Here is a 15,469-nt window from a genome sequence, read left to right on the forward strand (position 1 = left end):
GAGCGATGAGCCAGGGAGCGGGCAGCGGCCGGACCCGGATCGACCAGATCGTGTTCCGCTGGCGGGCCCGGGCGCACGCCACCGGCCACGACGGCGTCGGCCCCGACGCCACGTCGCTGCCCGACGCCGCGGTGCCGTGGTGGGACGAGCGGCTGGCGCTGCGCATCAACCGGGCCAGCGGCCGCAACGACCGGCCGTCGCTGGCCTACCTGCGCGTCGACGGCTCCGGGGTGGTGCTGCACAAGGTGCCGGCCCGCGACGACAAGAACCGGCCCGGCGCGGCGATCGCGCACGCGCTGATCGGCCCCGAGGACGTCGTCAACGTGCAGCTCGCGCTCGGCCTCGAGGACTGGCCGGGCTGGGCCGGGCACAACGGGCCCGAGGCGTACCCGCCCGGCCGGCTCCACCCGGTGGACTACCCGGCGCTGCGCGAGCACGCCGGGGCGGCGCTGGCCCGGCCGGTCACCGACCCCGGCCCGGTCTTCGACGAGCTGCTGGGCCGGGTCCTGGACAACCCGGCCGCCCCGCTCACCGTCGTGCTGCCCGACGCACCGGCCACGGCGCTGGTCCGCGGCCTGGTCGACGTGCTCGGCGACGGCCGCGAGCTGACGTTCGCCACCAACGAGGACGACGACACCGACCCCGACCTGCCCAGGATCGTCTTCCTCGACGCCGTCGCCGGCGGCACCGGCTACGCGGCCACCCGGTTCCGGCTCTATCCCGGCGCGGCCGGCGCCCGCCAGTCCGGCTTCGCCCAGCAGCTCGCCGACGTGTGGCGCGGCGGCGGCGCCGCGGCCGTGGCACCGCTGCGCGGCGCGCGCAGCCTGGCCGGCGCCGCCGAAGTGCGGCAATGGCAGAGCGAGGTGCTCGTCGCCGGCCGCATCCTGCAGACCACGCTCGTCCAGGCGGTCACTTCCGGGCAGGCCGCGCCCGAGCACCTGGACCTGCTGCGCACCGCGGAGGGGCTGCAACAGTTCGAGGCGGAGCTGGCCAAGCTCAACGACGGGGACCTGCGCACCGTGTATCTCGCGTGGCAGCCCACCGGCCGGCTCGCCGCGCACCACCCGGGCGCGGCGGCGGTCGTCACGCGGTACACCGTGCAGCGCTGCATGCGCACCTCGGCCAGCAACGCCCTGCGCGACGCGCTACGCAGCTCGGCGTTCGAGCCCGCCGTCGTCGACGACCACCTGCGCGGCTGGGTGGGGCACGGCCGCAACGCCACCGCCAGCCCGGCCGTGATCGTCGAGCTGGCCCAGCGGGCCGTGTCCTTCGGCGTGCCGCCCGCCCTGCAGTCGCCGGGCATCCGCGCCCTCATGGACCGCATCTCCCTCGCCGACCTCATCGAACTGGCCAACCGGCACACCAGCTCCGACGTGCACATCACCGAGCTGCTGCTCAGCGCGGCCGAGGCGCGCCGGTTCGACCCCGACGCGCTGCAGGCCACCCACGTGGCGCTGGAGCGCACCGACTACCTCGTGCACTGCATCCCGTTCCTGCCCGGCGACGCGCAGCTGGCCCAGGACCGCTGGTACCGCGTGCTCAAGGCCGCGTTCGGGCCGCAGCTCGGCGCCGAGGACGGGCGCACGCTCCACGACGTGCTGAAGTTCCTCGCGCGCGATGCCATCTCCGAGGTACCGCCGGCGCTGCTCTTCGCCCTGCGGCGCTTCCAGCCGACGCTGGCAGGCAAGGCGCGCGTCGACCAGCTCGCCGCCCGGGACCGCTACCTGGACGCGGGCCTGCCCGACATCTGGCCCGAGCGCACCGAGCTGCTCCTGGCCGAACGCCGGACCCGGGTCCGCGCGCTGCCGGTGGCGTCCGGCACGGTGGACGGCACCGGGGCTCGCACGGGGACCCGCTCCGGACGCGGGGTCGCCTCCGTCGTCGGCCGGGCGCAGCCGCGCACGGTCCTCGCCGTGGCCGCGATCGCGCTCGTCGTCGTCGCCCTCGTCGCCGTCGTGATCTTCAGCCTGCAGGGGGGTTCCCAGTGAGCGAATACCGGCTGAGCATCGACTACGGCACCACGAACACGGTGGCCTACCTGCAGCCGCCGGGCGAGGCGCCGTTTCCGCTGCAGTTCGACGGGCGCCCGCTGCTGCCCTCGGCGGTGTGGGCCGACGAGCACCGGTCCCTGGTCGTCGGCAACGCCGCGGTGCGCTCGGCCCGGCTCGACCCCGGCCGCTACGAGCCCAACCCGAAGCGGCGCATCGGCGAGCGCCGGGTGCTGCTCGGCGGTGACGAGTTCGACGTCGCTCAGCTCATCGGCGCGACCCTGGCCCAGGTCTACGCCGAGGCGGTCCGCCTCGCCGGTACCGACCGGCTCCGGGTCGTGCTCACCCACCCGGCGGCCTGGTCCGCCGACCGGCAGGCGGTGCTACGCGCCGCCGCCGGCCATGCCGGCCTGCATCAGCCGAGCCTGATCAGCGAGCCGGAGGCGGCCGCCGCGCACCTGCTGGCCAGCGGCGCCACCGTCGCCGACGGCGACCCGCTGGTCGTCTACGACCTGGGCGCCGGCACCTGCGACGTCACCGCGGTGCTGCGCACCGGCCGGGAGTTCCAGCAGCTGGCCAAGGCCGGCCTCGACGACGTCGGCGGCCTGGACCTCGACGAGGTCGTGCTGCGCCGCGTCGGCCGGTCCGTCGGCGACCGCCACCCGGACGAGTGGGCCCGGCTCGTCGAGCCCGAGGGCCCGGACCGCTGGTCGGCCCGCCTGCTGTGGGACGACTGCCGCGGCGCGAAGGAGCGGCTGAGCACCGAGCGCGTGGCCCGCGTGTCGGTGCCGCTCGTCGACGAGGACGTCTCGGTCACCCGCGGCGACTTCGAGCGCGACGCCCGGGCCCTGCTGCAGCGCACCGTCGCGATGACCGAGTCGGTGCTGCGCCGCGCGAAGATCGGCCGCGACGACCGCGCCGAGCTGTTCCTGGTCGGCGGGGCCACCCGCACCCCGCTCGTCGGCACGCTGCTGGGCCAGAGCACGGGCCGCTCGCCGCGCCGGGTCGAGCACCCGGAGCTCGTCGTCGCCGAGGGGGCGCTGTGGTACCTCGCGATGGTGGGCAACGAGCCACCGCCGCGCCGCCGGACCGTACCGATGCCGGCGGCCCCCACGACCGCGCCGCCCACGCCCTTCACCGCCCCCGGCCGGGACGGCAACACGCTGCGGGAGACGGTCACCGTCGTCATGCCCCCGCCGCCGCCACCACCGCATCCGCAGCCCGCGCCGATGATGCCGCCGCCCCCGGCCCCGCCGCCGGCGCGCCAACAGGACAAGCGCAAGCTCATCGCCAACCCGTACCGCCACCACTCCGGCGCGACGTTCCGCTTCGGCGCGCTCTTCGTCGTCGGCCTGATCCTGGGCGCTTTCGACGGCCTGCTGTTCACGGCACTGAGCTGGCTGCTGCTCCTGGCCGGCGGTGCGGGCCTGGCGGTGAAGCTGTTCCAGTGGGCGATGTGCTCGCGCGACACCCGCCCGACGACGATCGACGCGACCGGCATCACCATCACGCTGAACGGTCAGGACACGACGTTCCCGTGGGCGCAGATGGCGACGGTGTACTTCCGCCCGCACCGCTTCAGCCGCTGGCTGGTCTGCACGCCGGCGAGCAACACGGCGCTGGGCAGCGACCACGGCACGGCCCGCTTCTGGTCCCGCCCGTACAGCGTGTTCTTCCTGACCAGCACCAGCGGCTTCGGCGACCAACTGGTCCGCGAGTCCCTGGAAACCTACGCCGGCGACCGCTACCACCACTGACCGTCCGCTCAGGGCGTCACCGGCCAGCCGGTGGGCCGCCGTTGCCTCTCGCGATCCTGGCCGCCCAGCCCTCCTCGCGGCCGGGGTGGCGGGCCAGGTACCGTGCGCCGTACGCCGCGACCAGGTCGGGGCGGCCGCGGCTCGCCAGCCAGTCGACCAGCGCCTCCGGGTTGGCCGTGTGATCCCCGGCGAAGGAGCCGACGACGGTCTCGACGTCGCTCGCCTCGGCGAACCACGGGAGCACGCCCTCGCGGACCGTCGCCGCGAACCGCTCCAGAACGCCGAGCCGCAGCACCGGGTCGGCCAGCTGGAGTTGCCCGTCGGTGAAGTCGCCGTACACGTAGCCGTTGGCCCGGCCGGCGGTGTAGCCGAGCGCGTGCCCGCACACCAGATCGTCGTCGCCGCCCCGCCGGGCGCGCAGCGCCGGGTCGTGGACGCTCACGTACGTCGTCACCTCGATCGACGATCCGGTTCGGTTGTACGCGCTGGGGGCGAGGCTGATCCGGTGCAGCAGGCCACCGGCCTCACGCTCCAGCCGGCGGCGTCGCGGCAGCCACCGGAAGCCCTCCGCGGCCAGGGCGGCGCCGAGCCACGCGCCGGCGGCGTTCACCACGTCGCGCGGGCGGGTTGCGGTCGTCAACGATGCGTCCGTGGCCACCGGGGCATTATGACCTCCGGGGCCCACGGCTGGTCCGTCTGTTCGCCCGACCCCTTGGCCCAGGCCGACTCGCCTGACCTCTCATCCGGCGCCCCGCCGGCGGTCCTGGCAACCGGCGGGGGAGGCTGGCGGTGACGCGTCCGGGCCTGACAAGCATCGCGGTCCGAGCCGCAGGCGCCGCCGGCGGTGCCCGAGCTGCCGATGGTGGACACCGGGTTCGCGGTGCCCGCGCTACGCCGCTTCGCACTCGGCGGGGCGCTCAGCGTCGCGTCCTTCGTCGCCGCCGTGGCGATCGTGGTCCGCCCCGACCAGCTCGCCTCGGCGTTGACCTTCGTCGCGGTGGTCCTCGCCCCGTACACCGTGGCCACCGCCGCCGCCTGCGCCGCCAGCGCGGTCGCCGGGTCGCGGCGCTGCTGGCCCGCGCGGCCGCCGGGATCGTCATCGGATTCCTTCCGTGGATACCCGGCCTTCAGGCCCGGGGAGGAAACGGAACCCCTGCGGAGCAGGGCAGAGATAGCTGATTCGCCGCCATGGCGGATCGGCGTCTACCGGCGTGTCACCGCAAGGTTCACAAAATAGATCGGCCAAGATGTGTGGCGTGTGCAGGACGGTGAAGCGGGCGTTCAAGTACCGCTGCTACCCGACCGGCGCGCAGGCCGCTGAGCTGGCGCGGACGTTCGGGTGTGTCCGGAAGGTCTACAACCTGGCCCTCGCAGCCCGCAGCGAGGCGTGGACGTTGCGGCGGGAGCGGGTGGGCTACAACGCGACCTCGGCGATGCTGACCGCGTGGAAGCAGACCGAGGAACTGGCGTTCCTCAACGACGTCTCGTCCGTGCCGTTGCAGCAGGCCCTGCGGCATCTGCAGGCGGGGTTTGCGAACTTCTTCGCTGGCCGGGCCTGCTACCCGAGCTTCAAGTCGAAGAAGAAGTCTCGGCGGTCGGCGGAGTACACCACCAGCGCGTTCCGGTTCCGTGGCGGCAGGCTGACGTTGGCGAAGATGGCCGGGTCGCTGGACATCGTGTGGTCCCGGCCGCTGCCGGAGGGGGCTTCGCCGTCGACGGTGACCGTGTCGCAGGACGTGGCCGGGCGCTGGTTCGTGTCCCTGCTCTGCGACGACGTGATCCCCGACGCCCCGGCAGCGGCTGCTGCTGTCGGGGTCGATGCCGGGCTGGACAGTCTGCTCACCCTCTCCACCGGGGAGAAGATCCCCAACCTGCGGCACGAGCGCCGCGACCGGGCGCGACTGGTCCGCGCGCAGCGGGCGTTGTCCCGCAAGGAGAAGGGCTCCAGCAACCGGGTGAAGGCCCGGGTCAAGGTCGCCCGCGTCCATGCCCGGATCGCCGACCGGCGGCGCGACCACCTGCACAAGCTGAGCACTCGGCTCGTTCGTGACAACCAAACGATCGTGATCGAGGACCTGACCGTACGGAACATGGTCAAGAATCGCACGCTGGCCCGTGCCATCTCGGATGCGGCGTGGCGGCAGTTCCGGACCATGCTGGAGTACAAGGCCACCTGGTACGGCCGTGAGGTGATCGCGGTCGACCGCTGGTACCCGTCCTCCAAACGCTGTTCGGCCTGCGGCGCGCTGGCCGAGCAGCTGCCGCTGCACGTGCGGAAGTGGACGTGCCGGTGCGGCACCGTCCACGACCGGGACGTGAACGCGGCACGCAACATCCTGGCCGCCGGGCTGGCGGTGTCGGCCTGTGGAGTTGGTGTAAGACCTCAACGGGAGTCCTCCCGGACGCGGCGACCGGCGGTGAAGCAGGAAACCCCTGGGGCGACCCAGGCAATCCCCTCCCTTTAGGGAGGGGAGGATGTCAAGACCCTGGATGTCGTACTGCTGGTGGAGATCTCGGCCGTCGCCGCCGGCTCGCCGTCGGGCGCCGCACGGCACGTGCCACCGCCGGTCGGCGTCGCACTCCTCGCCGGGATGGCGACCGGCGTCGCGCTGACAATGGCCGCCGTGGTGGGCCTCGTCGACCCGCGCACCAAGCGGTTCGTCCGGACGCCCGCCCCGGCGTCGACGCACGCCACGGTGTGGTCCTGGTCCGGCTGGACCCCGCCGGCCCAGGCCGCGGCCCCGAACACGACGCCGAGCATGGCGCCGAACTCGGACCCGGCCGCGGCGCCGAACCCAGTCCCGGCCGCGGCAGCGGAGTCGGGCCCGGCCCGAGACGGATGGGCCGTGCCCTGACGGTTCGCAGTCGCCCGGCGGCATCTGACCCGGCCGCTACGGGCGGCTTCCCGAGAACAACGCGCCTACGGGGCAAGTGGGTCTCGGTGTCCACAGTGGATGGCATCGAGAAGAACCGCCGCCCCGAGTCGAACCAACGTCGGCGCTCCCTTGGGGTGGCCGCGGGGAGTCGAACCCTCGCCTTCCGGAGCCACAATCCGGCGTGCACATCCGGTACACCACGGTCACCGTACTCGCGGCAGGGATCGAACCTGCGGCCTCCGCCGTGTGAGGGCGGCGCTCATCCCGGCTGAGCTACGCGAGCAAGAAGCGGAGGTGGGATTCGAACCTATGGCGGCCAGGCGACGCCGCCGCTTCTTCCATGCGCTCCCGCGGTGTGACTCGAACACACAACCTCCCGGTTAACAGCCGGGCGCATCTGCCGATTGAGCTACGCGGGAATGATGGGGCTGTGCGCAGGGGCGACAGGATTCGAACCTGCAACCTGCGGTTTTGGAGACCGCTGCTCGGCCAGTTGAGCTACGCCCCTATGAAAATGCTTGTCCTGCAACGAAAAACCGCCCGGGTCCCTTGCGGGGCGGGCGGCGTCGGGAAGCTTCTGGGCTTACCCTCGCCACCACCGTTTCTCGCCGCGTCCCGTCTGCTCGCACGCCGGCCGGTGCTGCCGGGTGTGATTGGCGTGCCAGGTGTTCACGGGTCTGCTCCTGAGTGAACTTGCGGGTTGCGGCGTCGCGTTCGAGGTGAACGATACGAGCCGTGGGATCCTCAGGGCAACGGATTTCCGGCGGTCCGGGACCTGCGTTTCAGGATCGCGTCGGCGCGCTGCAGCCATTCCTGGGTCGCACGGTTGAACGCGCCCGGGGGCAGTGACCACGCGGTGTCCTGAGGCTCGCCGAGGCGTCGTAGCGCCGGTGGTATCGCGTCCATCCAGCCGAAGAGGTCGCGGCCGTTCAGTGCCCGACCGGCCGGGGTGTGCCAGTAGCGGTCGGCCTCCGGCTGGGCTCCGACGAGACCCGCGGCGATCAGGCGGGGCACGGCCTGGACGAACTCGGCCTCGGTCGGGATGGCGTGGTTGATGGCGTCCGCCGTCGCGATGATCTGGGTGAGCGTGCAGCCGTCGTCAGGACCTGTTCCCGCGATGGAGGCAAAAATCCAGGCATCCGAGAGGGTCCATTCCGCGGTCACATCGCCACGATAGCGTTGCCGGCGAGAGCAGGTGACGCTCCGCAGGCCGTCGCCGGTCTGCGGAGCGTCACGCTGTCACTGGTAGAACGCTGTGGCCTTATGGTCGTCCGAGACGATTGCTCAGGCCGACTTGACCGAGATGTAGTACCAGACCTCGTCGGTCGTGCCGCCGTCCGCCTTGCGGCCCTTGACGACCAGGTAGACGCCGGTCGCCTCGGTCGGAGTCCACGTGATCGACGCGCGGCCCTGCGCGTCGGCGTCGACCGTGCCGGCCACCCCACCGATCTCGTACTCGAACGATGTGATGCCGGCCGTGCCGCCGCTGAACTCGAACCGGCCCTCGACGCCGGGCCCGCCGCCGGGCGTCCCCTCCGGGTAGACCTCGGAGTAGACGTACGGCATGGTGCCGACCTGGAAAGCATATTCGGTCACCGGCGAGAGCCGGCCGTCCGCGGTGCGGCCCTGGACGGTGAGCGTGTTGAGCCCGTTGCGGTCGGGCACGAGCGTGACCAGGGTGTTCCAGCTGTCCGCGATCGGCACGGTCAGCTCCGGGCCGCCGTTGAAACGGTAGTGGTACTCCACGACCTCCGGCGTCCAGGCGGTGCTGAAGGAGAAGTCACCGGGCACGCCGATGCCACCCCTCGGAACCCACTCGTTGTACTGGCTCCACACCGAGACCCGCGTGTCGCGGACCGGGACCGTCATCACCCGCTCCGGTGACTGCGTGCCGTCCTGGGCGATACTGACGACCCGGGTGGAGAACCAGCCGTTCCACTGCGGTGTGAACGACACGGTCGCCGTGCCGTCCGGCCCCGCCGCGACGGTCTGGTACTCGCTGAATTCCAGCGAGTAGCGGAACTCCTTCGTGTTCGGCAGAACCGAACGGAAGGTCAGCGTCATCGGCTGAGCCGCCGCGCCGCCGTTGGGCGGGTCGGTGGTGACGACCGGCCCCTCGAAGGGCTTCCACGTGAAGGTCTGCTGCGGCGACCGGGTGCCGTCGGACAGCAGCGCCTCGACGATGAGCGTGTTGTCACCGGTGTGTACCGGCGTGACGTAGATCTCCGCGGTGTTCCACCAGGCGCTGTCGTGGACGACGACCTCCGCGCCGCCGTCGAACCGATAGGCGAACCCGCTCAGGTTCGGCAGTTCGCTGCTCAGATAGAACTGCACCGGGAGCCCGACGCCGTCGATCCGGTCCAGGTGCTGCAGCGTCGGCGAGTACAGGCTCGGCACGGGGTTGAGGACGCGGAACTGGTAGTAGTTCTCAAACGACTTGGAGCCGTCGGCCTTGATCGACCGGACATACATGGCATGCCACCCGGCGGTCGCCGTCCATTGCACCACGGCGGTGTTGTCGGCCGCCGCCTGGACGGTCTGCCAGGCATCGTCCAGCAGGTACTCGTAGGCGACCACGTCGCTGTTGTGCGGCGTGAACTTGAACGAGCCCACCTTGCCGGCGATCTGTTCGTTCTCGAAGTTGAACTCGGCCGACTCGACCCCGGGGGCGTCGGTGACCCAGATCCGCAGGGTGTCCTGCCCGATCAGCTTGTTCTTCGCGTAGCTGCTGACAATGACCTCGGTGTCGCCGGTCGCGGCGAAGGTGACGTGGCCGGTCGCCTTGCCGCCGACCGCCGGCACCCGCGTCTCGGGGCTGCCCTTGATCTGGTAGCCGAAGGCGGTCGTCTCGGGCTTCGGCGCGGTTAGGTGGATCGTGCTCGGCAGCCCGACTCCGTTCATGTCGACCTGCGCGCTCGGCGCGGTGTCGGCGACCCAGAACCGGTAGTCCTTCTCCGGCCCGCGGTTGCCCGCCGCGTCGATCGCGGTGATGTAAAGATCTGCGAACCACGCCCGCTGCGGGGTGTACTCCAGGATCGCTGCACCGCCCGGGTGCCGCGCCGGGACTTGGCCGTAGTAGCCCATTGAGTCCCGCCACGCGAAGGCGACGACGTCACGGTCACCACCCGAGTCGAGGCGGAACTTCCCCTTGATACCGGTGCCGCCACCCGGTGTGTTGCCCTCGGGGTAGATGTTCGACGAGACGTTCGGCGGGTTTGCCGGCGCCGTCTTGTCCATGACGATGTAGCAGACCTTGCTCCACGGGCCGGGGTCGTAGTAGTCGCTGGCCCGCGCCTGCCAGGCGAGCAGCGCACCGTCGGCGTACTGACTCAGGTCGGTGCCGTAGTAGTCGTGAAACTCCCGGCGCTGGTCCGGGTGGTCGACCGGCCAGATCGCATACAGGACCGTCGCGTAGTCGCCGTCGGGATCGTTGGCCGTAGCCTTGAACGAAGTCCAAGCCGCCGCCGGCGACGGCTTGTTCAGCGTGCCGCACGGCCGGTCAGGGCCGGCCAGGTGCAGGTCGCTGACGGTCGGCGGCCGGTTGGAGGTCGAACTCAGCGTCGGCCGCTCAATCGTGCGGCCGGCGTGCGGGTCTGTCTCCTGAGTCGCCGTGATCCGGTACTCCAGGGTGACCGACTTCTCGTGCCGGCTGAGCGCGGCGTTGAGCACCGACACCATGTCGATGCCCAGGTAGCCGGGGCAGTAGTAGGAGCCCTTCCCGCGGTTGGCGGAGACCAGCTTCTCCAGCTCGGCCGGCGGGTTCTTCCAGGTCGTGTTGTCCTTCACCGCAGCGGTCCGCCACACTTCGATCGTCGCGGGACTGTTGCAGTCCGTGACCGCGTTCTCAAAGGTGTAGAGATACGAGCTGTGCACGACCGCACCCTTGAGCTGGGTCAGGTCATACGTGAAGTAGGAGCGGTAGGTGTGCGCGTTGTTCGCGCTGTCGACCAGCGTGCCGACGGGTGGCGGGACCGTCGGGTTGACGAACTTCGCCTTCGGGCTCTGGGAGTCGAGATAGGCCCAGCTCGACAGGGGTAGATTGGCCGAGGTGGCGGCGAGGGCGGGCTGGCCGGTGGCCAGGACTGCGGCGGCGACACCGACCGCGCTTACCAGCATCGCCGTTCCGATGCGTTTCATGTGGACGTGTACCTCCCCGTGACGACGCCACGATCGGCGTCGATCGCCATCATCGTAGCGGCGCGAGGGAAGGATTTTCGGCCCCGGTGTCCAATGTGGACCGACATGGTGATTCACGCGCTTTGTGGTTGATTCCGGACACCCGCCCGACACGAGCCGCGGTGAGGTCGCCAAGTGCGGCCGGGAGAGTTTCATGCTCGACGGGCCCCGACCTGCTGTCCGGGGCCCTCGAACCGCTCGCGGCCGGCTGACGCCGACACGACGGTGCCCGCCCGGAGAAACCCGGGCAGGCGCCGCGTGCGTCACGTCAGGACCGGCAGGCGGTCACGGGTTGACGGTGATGGTGAACGTGGATGTGGTGTTCTGGATGTTGACGTCGTTGTTGCTCTCGGTCAGGTGGTTGAACGTGACCGAGCCGACCGCCGGGCCCTGGCCCGGTTCCGGCAGCGGGTTGGCCCAGATGCCGAAGCCGGACTTGCCGTTGCCGAAGCCGTCGTTGTTGGTGTGGGCGCCGGTGATTGTGGTGTCGGTGAAGATCGTGTCCTTGACCGGGTTCAGCGCGGTACCGCCGCTGTAGTCGGTCTGGAACATGATGCCGGTGTACGTCGGGTCGGTGATCGTGGCGTTGTTGACCCGGATGCCCTGGAACGGCTGGGTCGCGGAGAAGACCCAGATCGCGCCGAACGCCTGGTTGCCCCAGAAGTGGCCGCCGTCGCGCTGCAGCGAGAAGTTCTGGATCGTCGTCTGCGGTGTCGACTCGAACCCTTCGAAGGAGAACCCGAAGTTCAGGGAGCTGATCGTCAGGCCCGGGTAGCAGAGGGTGTCGGAGACGGTGAAGTTCTGGATCGTGTTGCCGCCGCCGCCGTAGACCGCCATGCCGGCCGCCCGCCAGGGGGCGATCGCGGTGACGTTCTGGATGGTGTTGTTCGCGAGCTTGCAGCCGCCGCACTGGTCCTGCGCGGCGAACAGCGCGAAGCTGTCGTCGCCGGTGGTGCGGGCCTCGTCGTTGGAGATGAGGTTGCCTTGGCTGCCGTTGGTCAGGTTGATCCCATCGGCCATCGTGTCGCGGATGCGCATGTTGGTGAACGTCGAGTTCTGGACGTTGGACGCGCCCCAAACGCCGACGACGTTGTGCTCGATCCAGACGTTGTCGATGGTGATGTTCGACTGGTTGCGCAGATCCCAGGTGTGGCCGGGGCCGTCCTGGCGGGTGGTGTAGTTGCCGAACCACGCGAACCCGGTGAACGTCGAGCCGCTGGCGCCGGACTGCAGGTCCCACCCAGTGTCGGTGTTGGTCTGGTTCTGCGGCGCGAGGAGCTGGGTGTACCAGACGCCGGCGCCGACCACCTTGACCGGCTTGTTGTAGATCAGCAGGCGCCCGGACACGCTGTACTGCCCGGTCGGCAGGTACACGCCGGTGAAGGTGTTGGTGGTGTCCATGCGGACCTTGTCCAGGGCGTTCTGGACGTCCTGCTGGGTGAAGCCGGCCGGGACGACCAGGTGGGCCGGGTCGGGGTTCGCGGTCGGCGCGGTCTTCTCGAGGTTCATGAAGTCGATCGCGTACTGCGACTGGTTCGACGAGTCCTTCTGCAGCTTGAAGACGGTGCCGACGGAGTACGTCTGGGACAGCAGGAAGCTGGATTCGTCGTAGATGTGCCGCGGCGAGGCGGCACTGGGCGAGTCGCCCGGCCCGGTCTCGGAACCGTAGAGCCACGCGTAGTGCGAGGTGAGGTTCAGCGGCTGGACCAGCTGCCCGTTCGCGTACAGGTTCAGGGTGGCCGTGGTGCCCCCGCCGCCCGGGGCGTCCGGGATCGAGTAGCGCAGCACGAACGTGTTCGTCTGTTCGCGTGAGGTCCAGCTGACCGAGTCGCCGGTGTTGTTCAGCGTCACAGCCTTGCGGCCGGTGGCCTCGCCGGCGATGTCGCCGATCGTGCGGTTCGGCCCGACCACGGCTGCGGACCCGCCGAGCGTGCCGTCGGTGGCCTTGTACATGCCGTACGGCATGTTCGCGCCCTGGCCGACGAACAGCGGGGTGTCGCTGGTGAGGTGCGGCTGCTTGACCGGCAGTTCGTTGGGGTCGGTGGCCAGCACGAGGTGTGCGGTGTACTTGCCGTTGGCCGCGGTCCACGAGCCGATGTTCACCGGTGCGGCCGAGGCCCCGGCGGCGATGACGCCGGACACCGAGCCGGACAGGGTGGCCACGGTGTTGTTGTTGGCGTCCAGCAGGGTCAGGGTGATGCCGTGCGATCCGGACGTGGTGGCCACGTTGCCCTGGTTCTTCACGGTGACCGTGAAGTTCACCGTGTTGCCGGCGCTCGGCGTGCTCGGCGTCCAGTTGACGGTGCCGACCAGGTCGGCGGACTGCACCGGGGTGACGACCAGGTTGGTCGGGTTGGTGTAGCTCTGGTTGGCCTGCTGCTCAAAGTTCTTCTTCGACTCGTCGACCTTGGTCGTCAGCTGATAGGTGCCGGCGCTCAGCGTGCCGATCGAGGCGGACACGGTCTGCGTCGCCCCGGGGGCGAGCGCGCCGACCGTCGTGGAGCCGACCTTGTTGCTGCCGACGTAGAAGTTCACGTCAGTGGCCACCGAGGCCGCGGTGCCGGCGTTCTGGATCACGGCCGAGGCGGTGATCGTGTCCGACTCCACTGGTGCGGACGGCGTCCACGAGCTGGACGTCGGGGTCAGGTCCGGGTTCGGCGCGGGCGTGCCCATCACCTGGAACTCGCCGACCTGCCCGCCCGGGGCGCCGCTGTTGGACGTGATGGACAGCTCGACGTCGGCGACCCGCGCGGTGACCGGGATGGTGACCGTGTTCTGGTTGGTGTTCGGGTCGAACGAGTACGTCTGCGCGGCGGCGATCGTGGTGAACGCCGTCGCGCTCTGCTCCCGGCCGAGCACCGCGATGGTCTGGGTGCGGGCCGCCCACACCGAGGCCGGGTTCAGCTTGACCACAACCGAGGTGATGTCGGCGTTGGCGCCCAGGTGCACCGTCAACTGAGACGGGTAGGAGGAGCCCTCGAAGTACGTGGTCACGTCGCCGTCGTTAGCATTGGCGGGCACGTAGATGTACGTGTTCGCCGTGCCGTCGATCGGTTTGCCGAGCGCGAGGTTGGTACCGCTGCCGCCGGAACCCGTCCGGGTCACGGTGTTGCTCGGGGCGGAGACGTTGCCGGCCGCGTCGTGCGCCTTGACGTAGTACGAGACCGTGGCGGTGTCCGGCTGCGCGTCGGTGTAGGTCAGGGTGGTGCCTGAGACCGTGCCGATCTGCGTGCCGTTGCGGAAGACGTCGTAGCCCGTAACCCCGACGTTGTCCGTCGACGCGCCCCAGGTCAGCTTGATCTGGCCAGAGGCGGGCTGGGTGTAGGCGAGGTTGGACGGAGCGGTCGGCGGCTGTGTGTCGCCGCCGGACTGGCCGGTGCGGGTGACGCTGTTGCTGTTGCTCGACTGGTTGCCCGCCGCGTCGTGCGCCCGGACGAAATACGTGATCGTCGAGGTGAGCGGCGGGTTGTCCGTGTAGGTCAGCACCGTGCCGGGCACCGAGGTGAGCAGGGCGTTGTTGGCGTACACGTCGTAGCCGGTGACGCCGACGTTGTCGGTGCTCGCACCCCAGGTCAGGGTGACCGCGCCGCTGGAGTTCTGGGTGTAGGCGAGGTTGGACGGGGCGGTCGGCGGCTGCGTGTCGCCGGTCGCGGGGCCGTAGACCTCGAACTCGGAGATCTGCCCGGCCGGCCAGCCGGTGTTGGCGGTGATGTTCAGCCGCACGTACCGGGTGGTCGTGGCGTTGAAGTTGATCGTGACCACGTTGCCCGTGTTCGGGTCGAACGTGTACGCGGCCGCGGCGACGATGTCGGTGAACGTCGACCCGTCGGTGCTTCCCCGCACCGCCAGCGTCTGGGTCCGCGCGCCCCAGGACGTGGACGGCGGCAGCTTCAACACGACCTGGTTGACGGCGACGGAGGCGCCGAGGTCGACCTGCAGCCACTGCGGGAAGGCGTTGTTCGTGCTCTCCCAGTAGGTCGAGGCGTTGCCATCGTTGGCGTTGGCGGCCACGTAGGTCTGGTTGACGCCGCTGGCGCTCATCGTCTTGCCCAGCGCCAGGTTCGTGGTCGAGGTGATGGTGCCGTAGATCTCGAACTCGGAGATCTGCCCGGCCGGCCAGCCGGTGTTCGCCGTGATGTTGATTCGCAGGTAGCGGGTCGACGTCGCGCCGAACGAGATCGTCACCGTGTTGCCGTTGCCACTGGGGTCGAAGTTGTACCCGGCCGAGGCGACGATGGTGGAGAATGTCGAGTTGTCCGTGCTGCCCTGGACCGATAGCGTCTCGGTGCGGGCACCCCAGCCGGTGGGCAGCTTGAGGACGACCTGGTTGACCGACGTCGCGGAGCCCAGGTCGACCTGGGCCCACTGCGGGAAGGTGCCGTTGGCGCTCTCCCAGTAGCTGGCCTGGTTCCCGTCGTTGATGTTGGCCGCCACATACTGGCCGTTGCTGCTGCTGACCGCGACCGCCTTACCCAGCGCCAGGTTCGTGCTCGCGGCGTGGGCGGTTGTGGTGCTGAACGTGGGTAGCGCGGCGGCCACGAGGCCTACCAGCGCCAGGGTGACCGTCCGCAGTCGGCGGGGTCTGCGTGTGTTGTTCATCCTCATCGGCTCTCTTGGAGGGGCGCGACTGCGCTGAGGAGGGGTGATACCGGATGCGCCCGCATCGGTGCGA

Annotated in this window: 9 protein-coding genes and 4 tRNA genes; 5 read left to right on the plus strand and 8 right to left on the minus strand. The window is 70.4% G+C overall.

The features are described 5' to 3' along the window. Positions 1 to 5 precede the first annotated feature (5 nt). Together ACGFI8_RS18210 and ACGFI8_RS18215 are read left to right on the plus strand one after the other, a co-directional pair. Entirely contained in the window at positions 6 to 1,988 is a 1,983-nt protein-coding gene (locus ACGFI8_RS18210; RefSeq protein WP_392806189.1) for a hypothetical protein, read from the plus strand. Then, a complete protein-coding gene (locus ACGFI8_RS18215) occupies positions 1,985 to 3,745 on the plus strand; it encodes an Hsp70 family protein (RefSeq protein ID WP_392806192.1) in 1,761 nt (586 codons plus the stop codon). The genes ACGFI8_RS18210 and ACGFI8_RS18215 overlap by 4 nt, the downstream gene beginning before the upstream one ends. A gap of 16 nt (positions 3,746 to 3,761) precedes the next feature. Here ACGFI8_RS18215 and ACGFI8_RS18220 read toward each other — a convergent pair whose 3' ends face one another. After that, positions 3,762 to 4,403 (minus strand): hypothetical protein, encoded by a 642-nt coding sequence (locus ACGFI8_RS18220; protein WP_392806195.1) that lies wholly within the window; start codon positions 4,401 to 4,403, stop codon positions 3,762 to 3,764. 186 nt (positions 4,404 to 4,589) lie between these two features. On the opposite strand from ACGFI8_RS18220, the gene ACGFI8_RS18225 reads away from it, so the two are divergent. The 3 genes from ACGFI8_RS18225 to ACGFI8_RS18235 are packed head-to-tail and all read left to right on the plus strand — an operon-like array spanning position 4,590 to position 6,600. Continuing rightward, entirely contained in the window at positions 4,590 to 4,982 is a 393-nt protein-coding gene (locus ACGFI8_RS18225; protein WP_392806197.1) for a hypothetical protein, read from the plus strand. A gap of 19 nt (positions 4,983 to 5,001) precedes the next feature. Then, the gene (locus ACGFI8_RS18230) at positions 5,002 to 6,210 is read left to right on the plus strand and encodes an RNA-guided endonuclease InsQ/TnpB family protein (protein ID WP_392806200.1); all 1,209 of its coding nucleotides are present in this window, start codon (positions 5,002 to 5,004) and stop codon (positions 6,208 to 6,210) included. A 39-nt stretch (positions 6,211 to 6,249) separates the two neighbouring features. Next, positions 6,250 to 6,600 (plus strand): hypothetical protein, encoded by a 351-nt coding sequence (locus ACGFI8_RS18235; RefSeq protein ID WP_392806203.1) that lies wholly within the window; start codon positions 6,250 to 6,252, stop codon positions 6,598 to 6,600. Between the two features lie 151 nt (positions 6,601 to 6,751). Here ACGFI8_RS18235 and ACGFI8_RS18240 read toward each other — a convergent pair. The 7 genes from ACGFI8_RS18240 to ACGFI8_RS18270 all read right to left on the minus strand — a co-directional run bounded on the left by ACGFI8_RS18240 (position 6,752) and on the right by ACGFI8_RS18270 (position 15,396). Continuing rightward, positions 6,752 to 6,828: transfer RNA gene (locus ACGFI8_RS18240), tRNA-His, on the minus strand. A gap of 2 nt (positions 6,829 to 6,830) precedes the next feature. Then, positions 6,831 to 6,904 (minus strand) — tRNA-Val (locus ACGFI8_RS18245). Positions 6,905 to 6,966: 62 nt separating this feature from the next. Beyond that, positions 6,967 to 7,040 (minus strand) — tRNA-Asn (locus ACGFI8_RS18250). Between the two features lie 16 nt (positions 7,041 to 7,056). Then, positions 7,057 to 7,129, minus strand: a tRNA-Trp gene (locus ACGFI8_RS18255). Between the two features lie 236 nt (positions 7,130 to 7,365). Continuing rightward, positions 7,366 to 7,785 carry a hypothetical protein gene (locus ACGFI8_RS18260; RefSeq protein ID WP_392806206.1) on the minus strand — a complete coding sequence of 140 codons (420 nt, stop codon included), beginning with the start codon at positions 7,783 to 7,785 and terminating at the stop codon, positions 7,366 to 7,368. A gap of 120 nt (positions 7,786 to 7,905) precedes the next feature. Then, positions 7,906 to 10,758, minus strand: a complete 2,853-nt coding sequence (locus tag ACGFI8_RS18265; protein WP_392806209.1) for a hypothetical protein — start codon at positions 10,756 to 10,758, stop codon at positions 7,906 to 7,908. Positions 10,759 to 11,082: 324 nt separating this feature from the next. Next, complete coding sequence (locus ACGFI8_RS18270; RefSeq protein WP_392806211.1) at positions 11,083 to 15,396, minus strand: discoidin domain-containing protein; 4,314 nt, start codon at positions 15,394 to 15,396, stop codon at positions 11,083 to 11,085. Positions 15,397 to 15,469 lie beyond the last annotated feature (73 nt).

Origin of the sequence: Dactylosporangium sp. NPDC048998, from assembly GCF_043197855.1 — a bacterium.
Taxonomy (GTDB): Bacteria; Actinomycetota; Actinomycetes; order Mycobacteriales; family Micromonosporaceae; genus Dactylosporangium.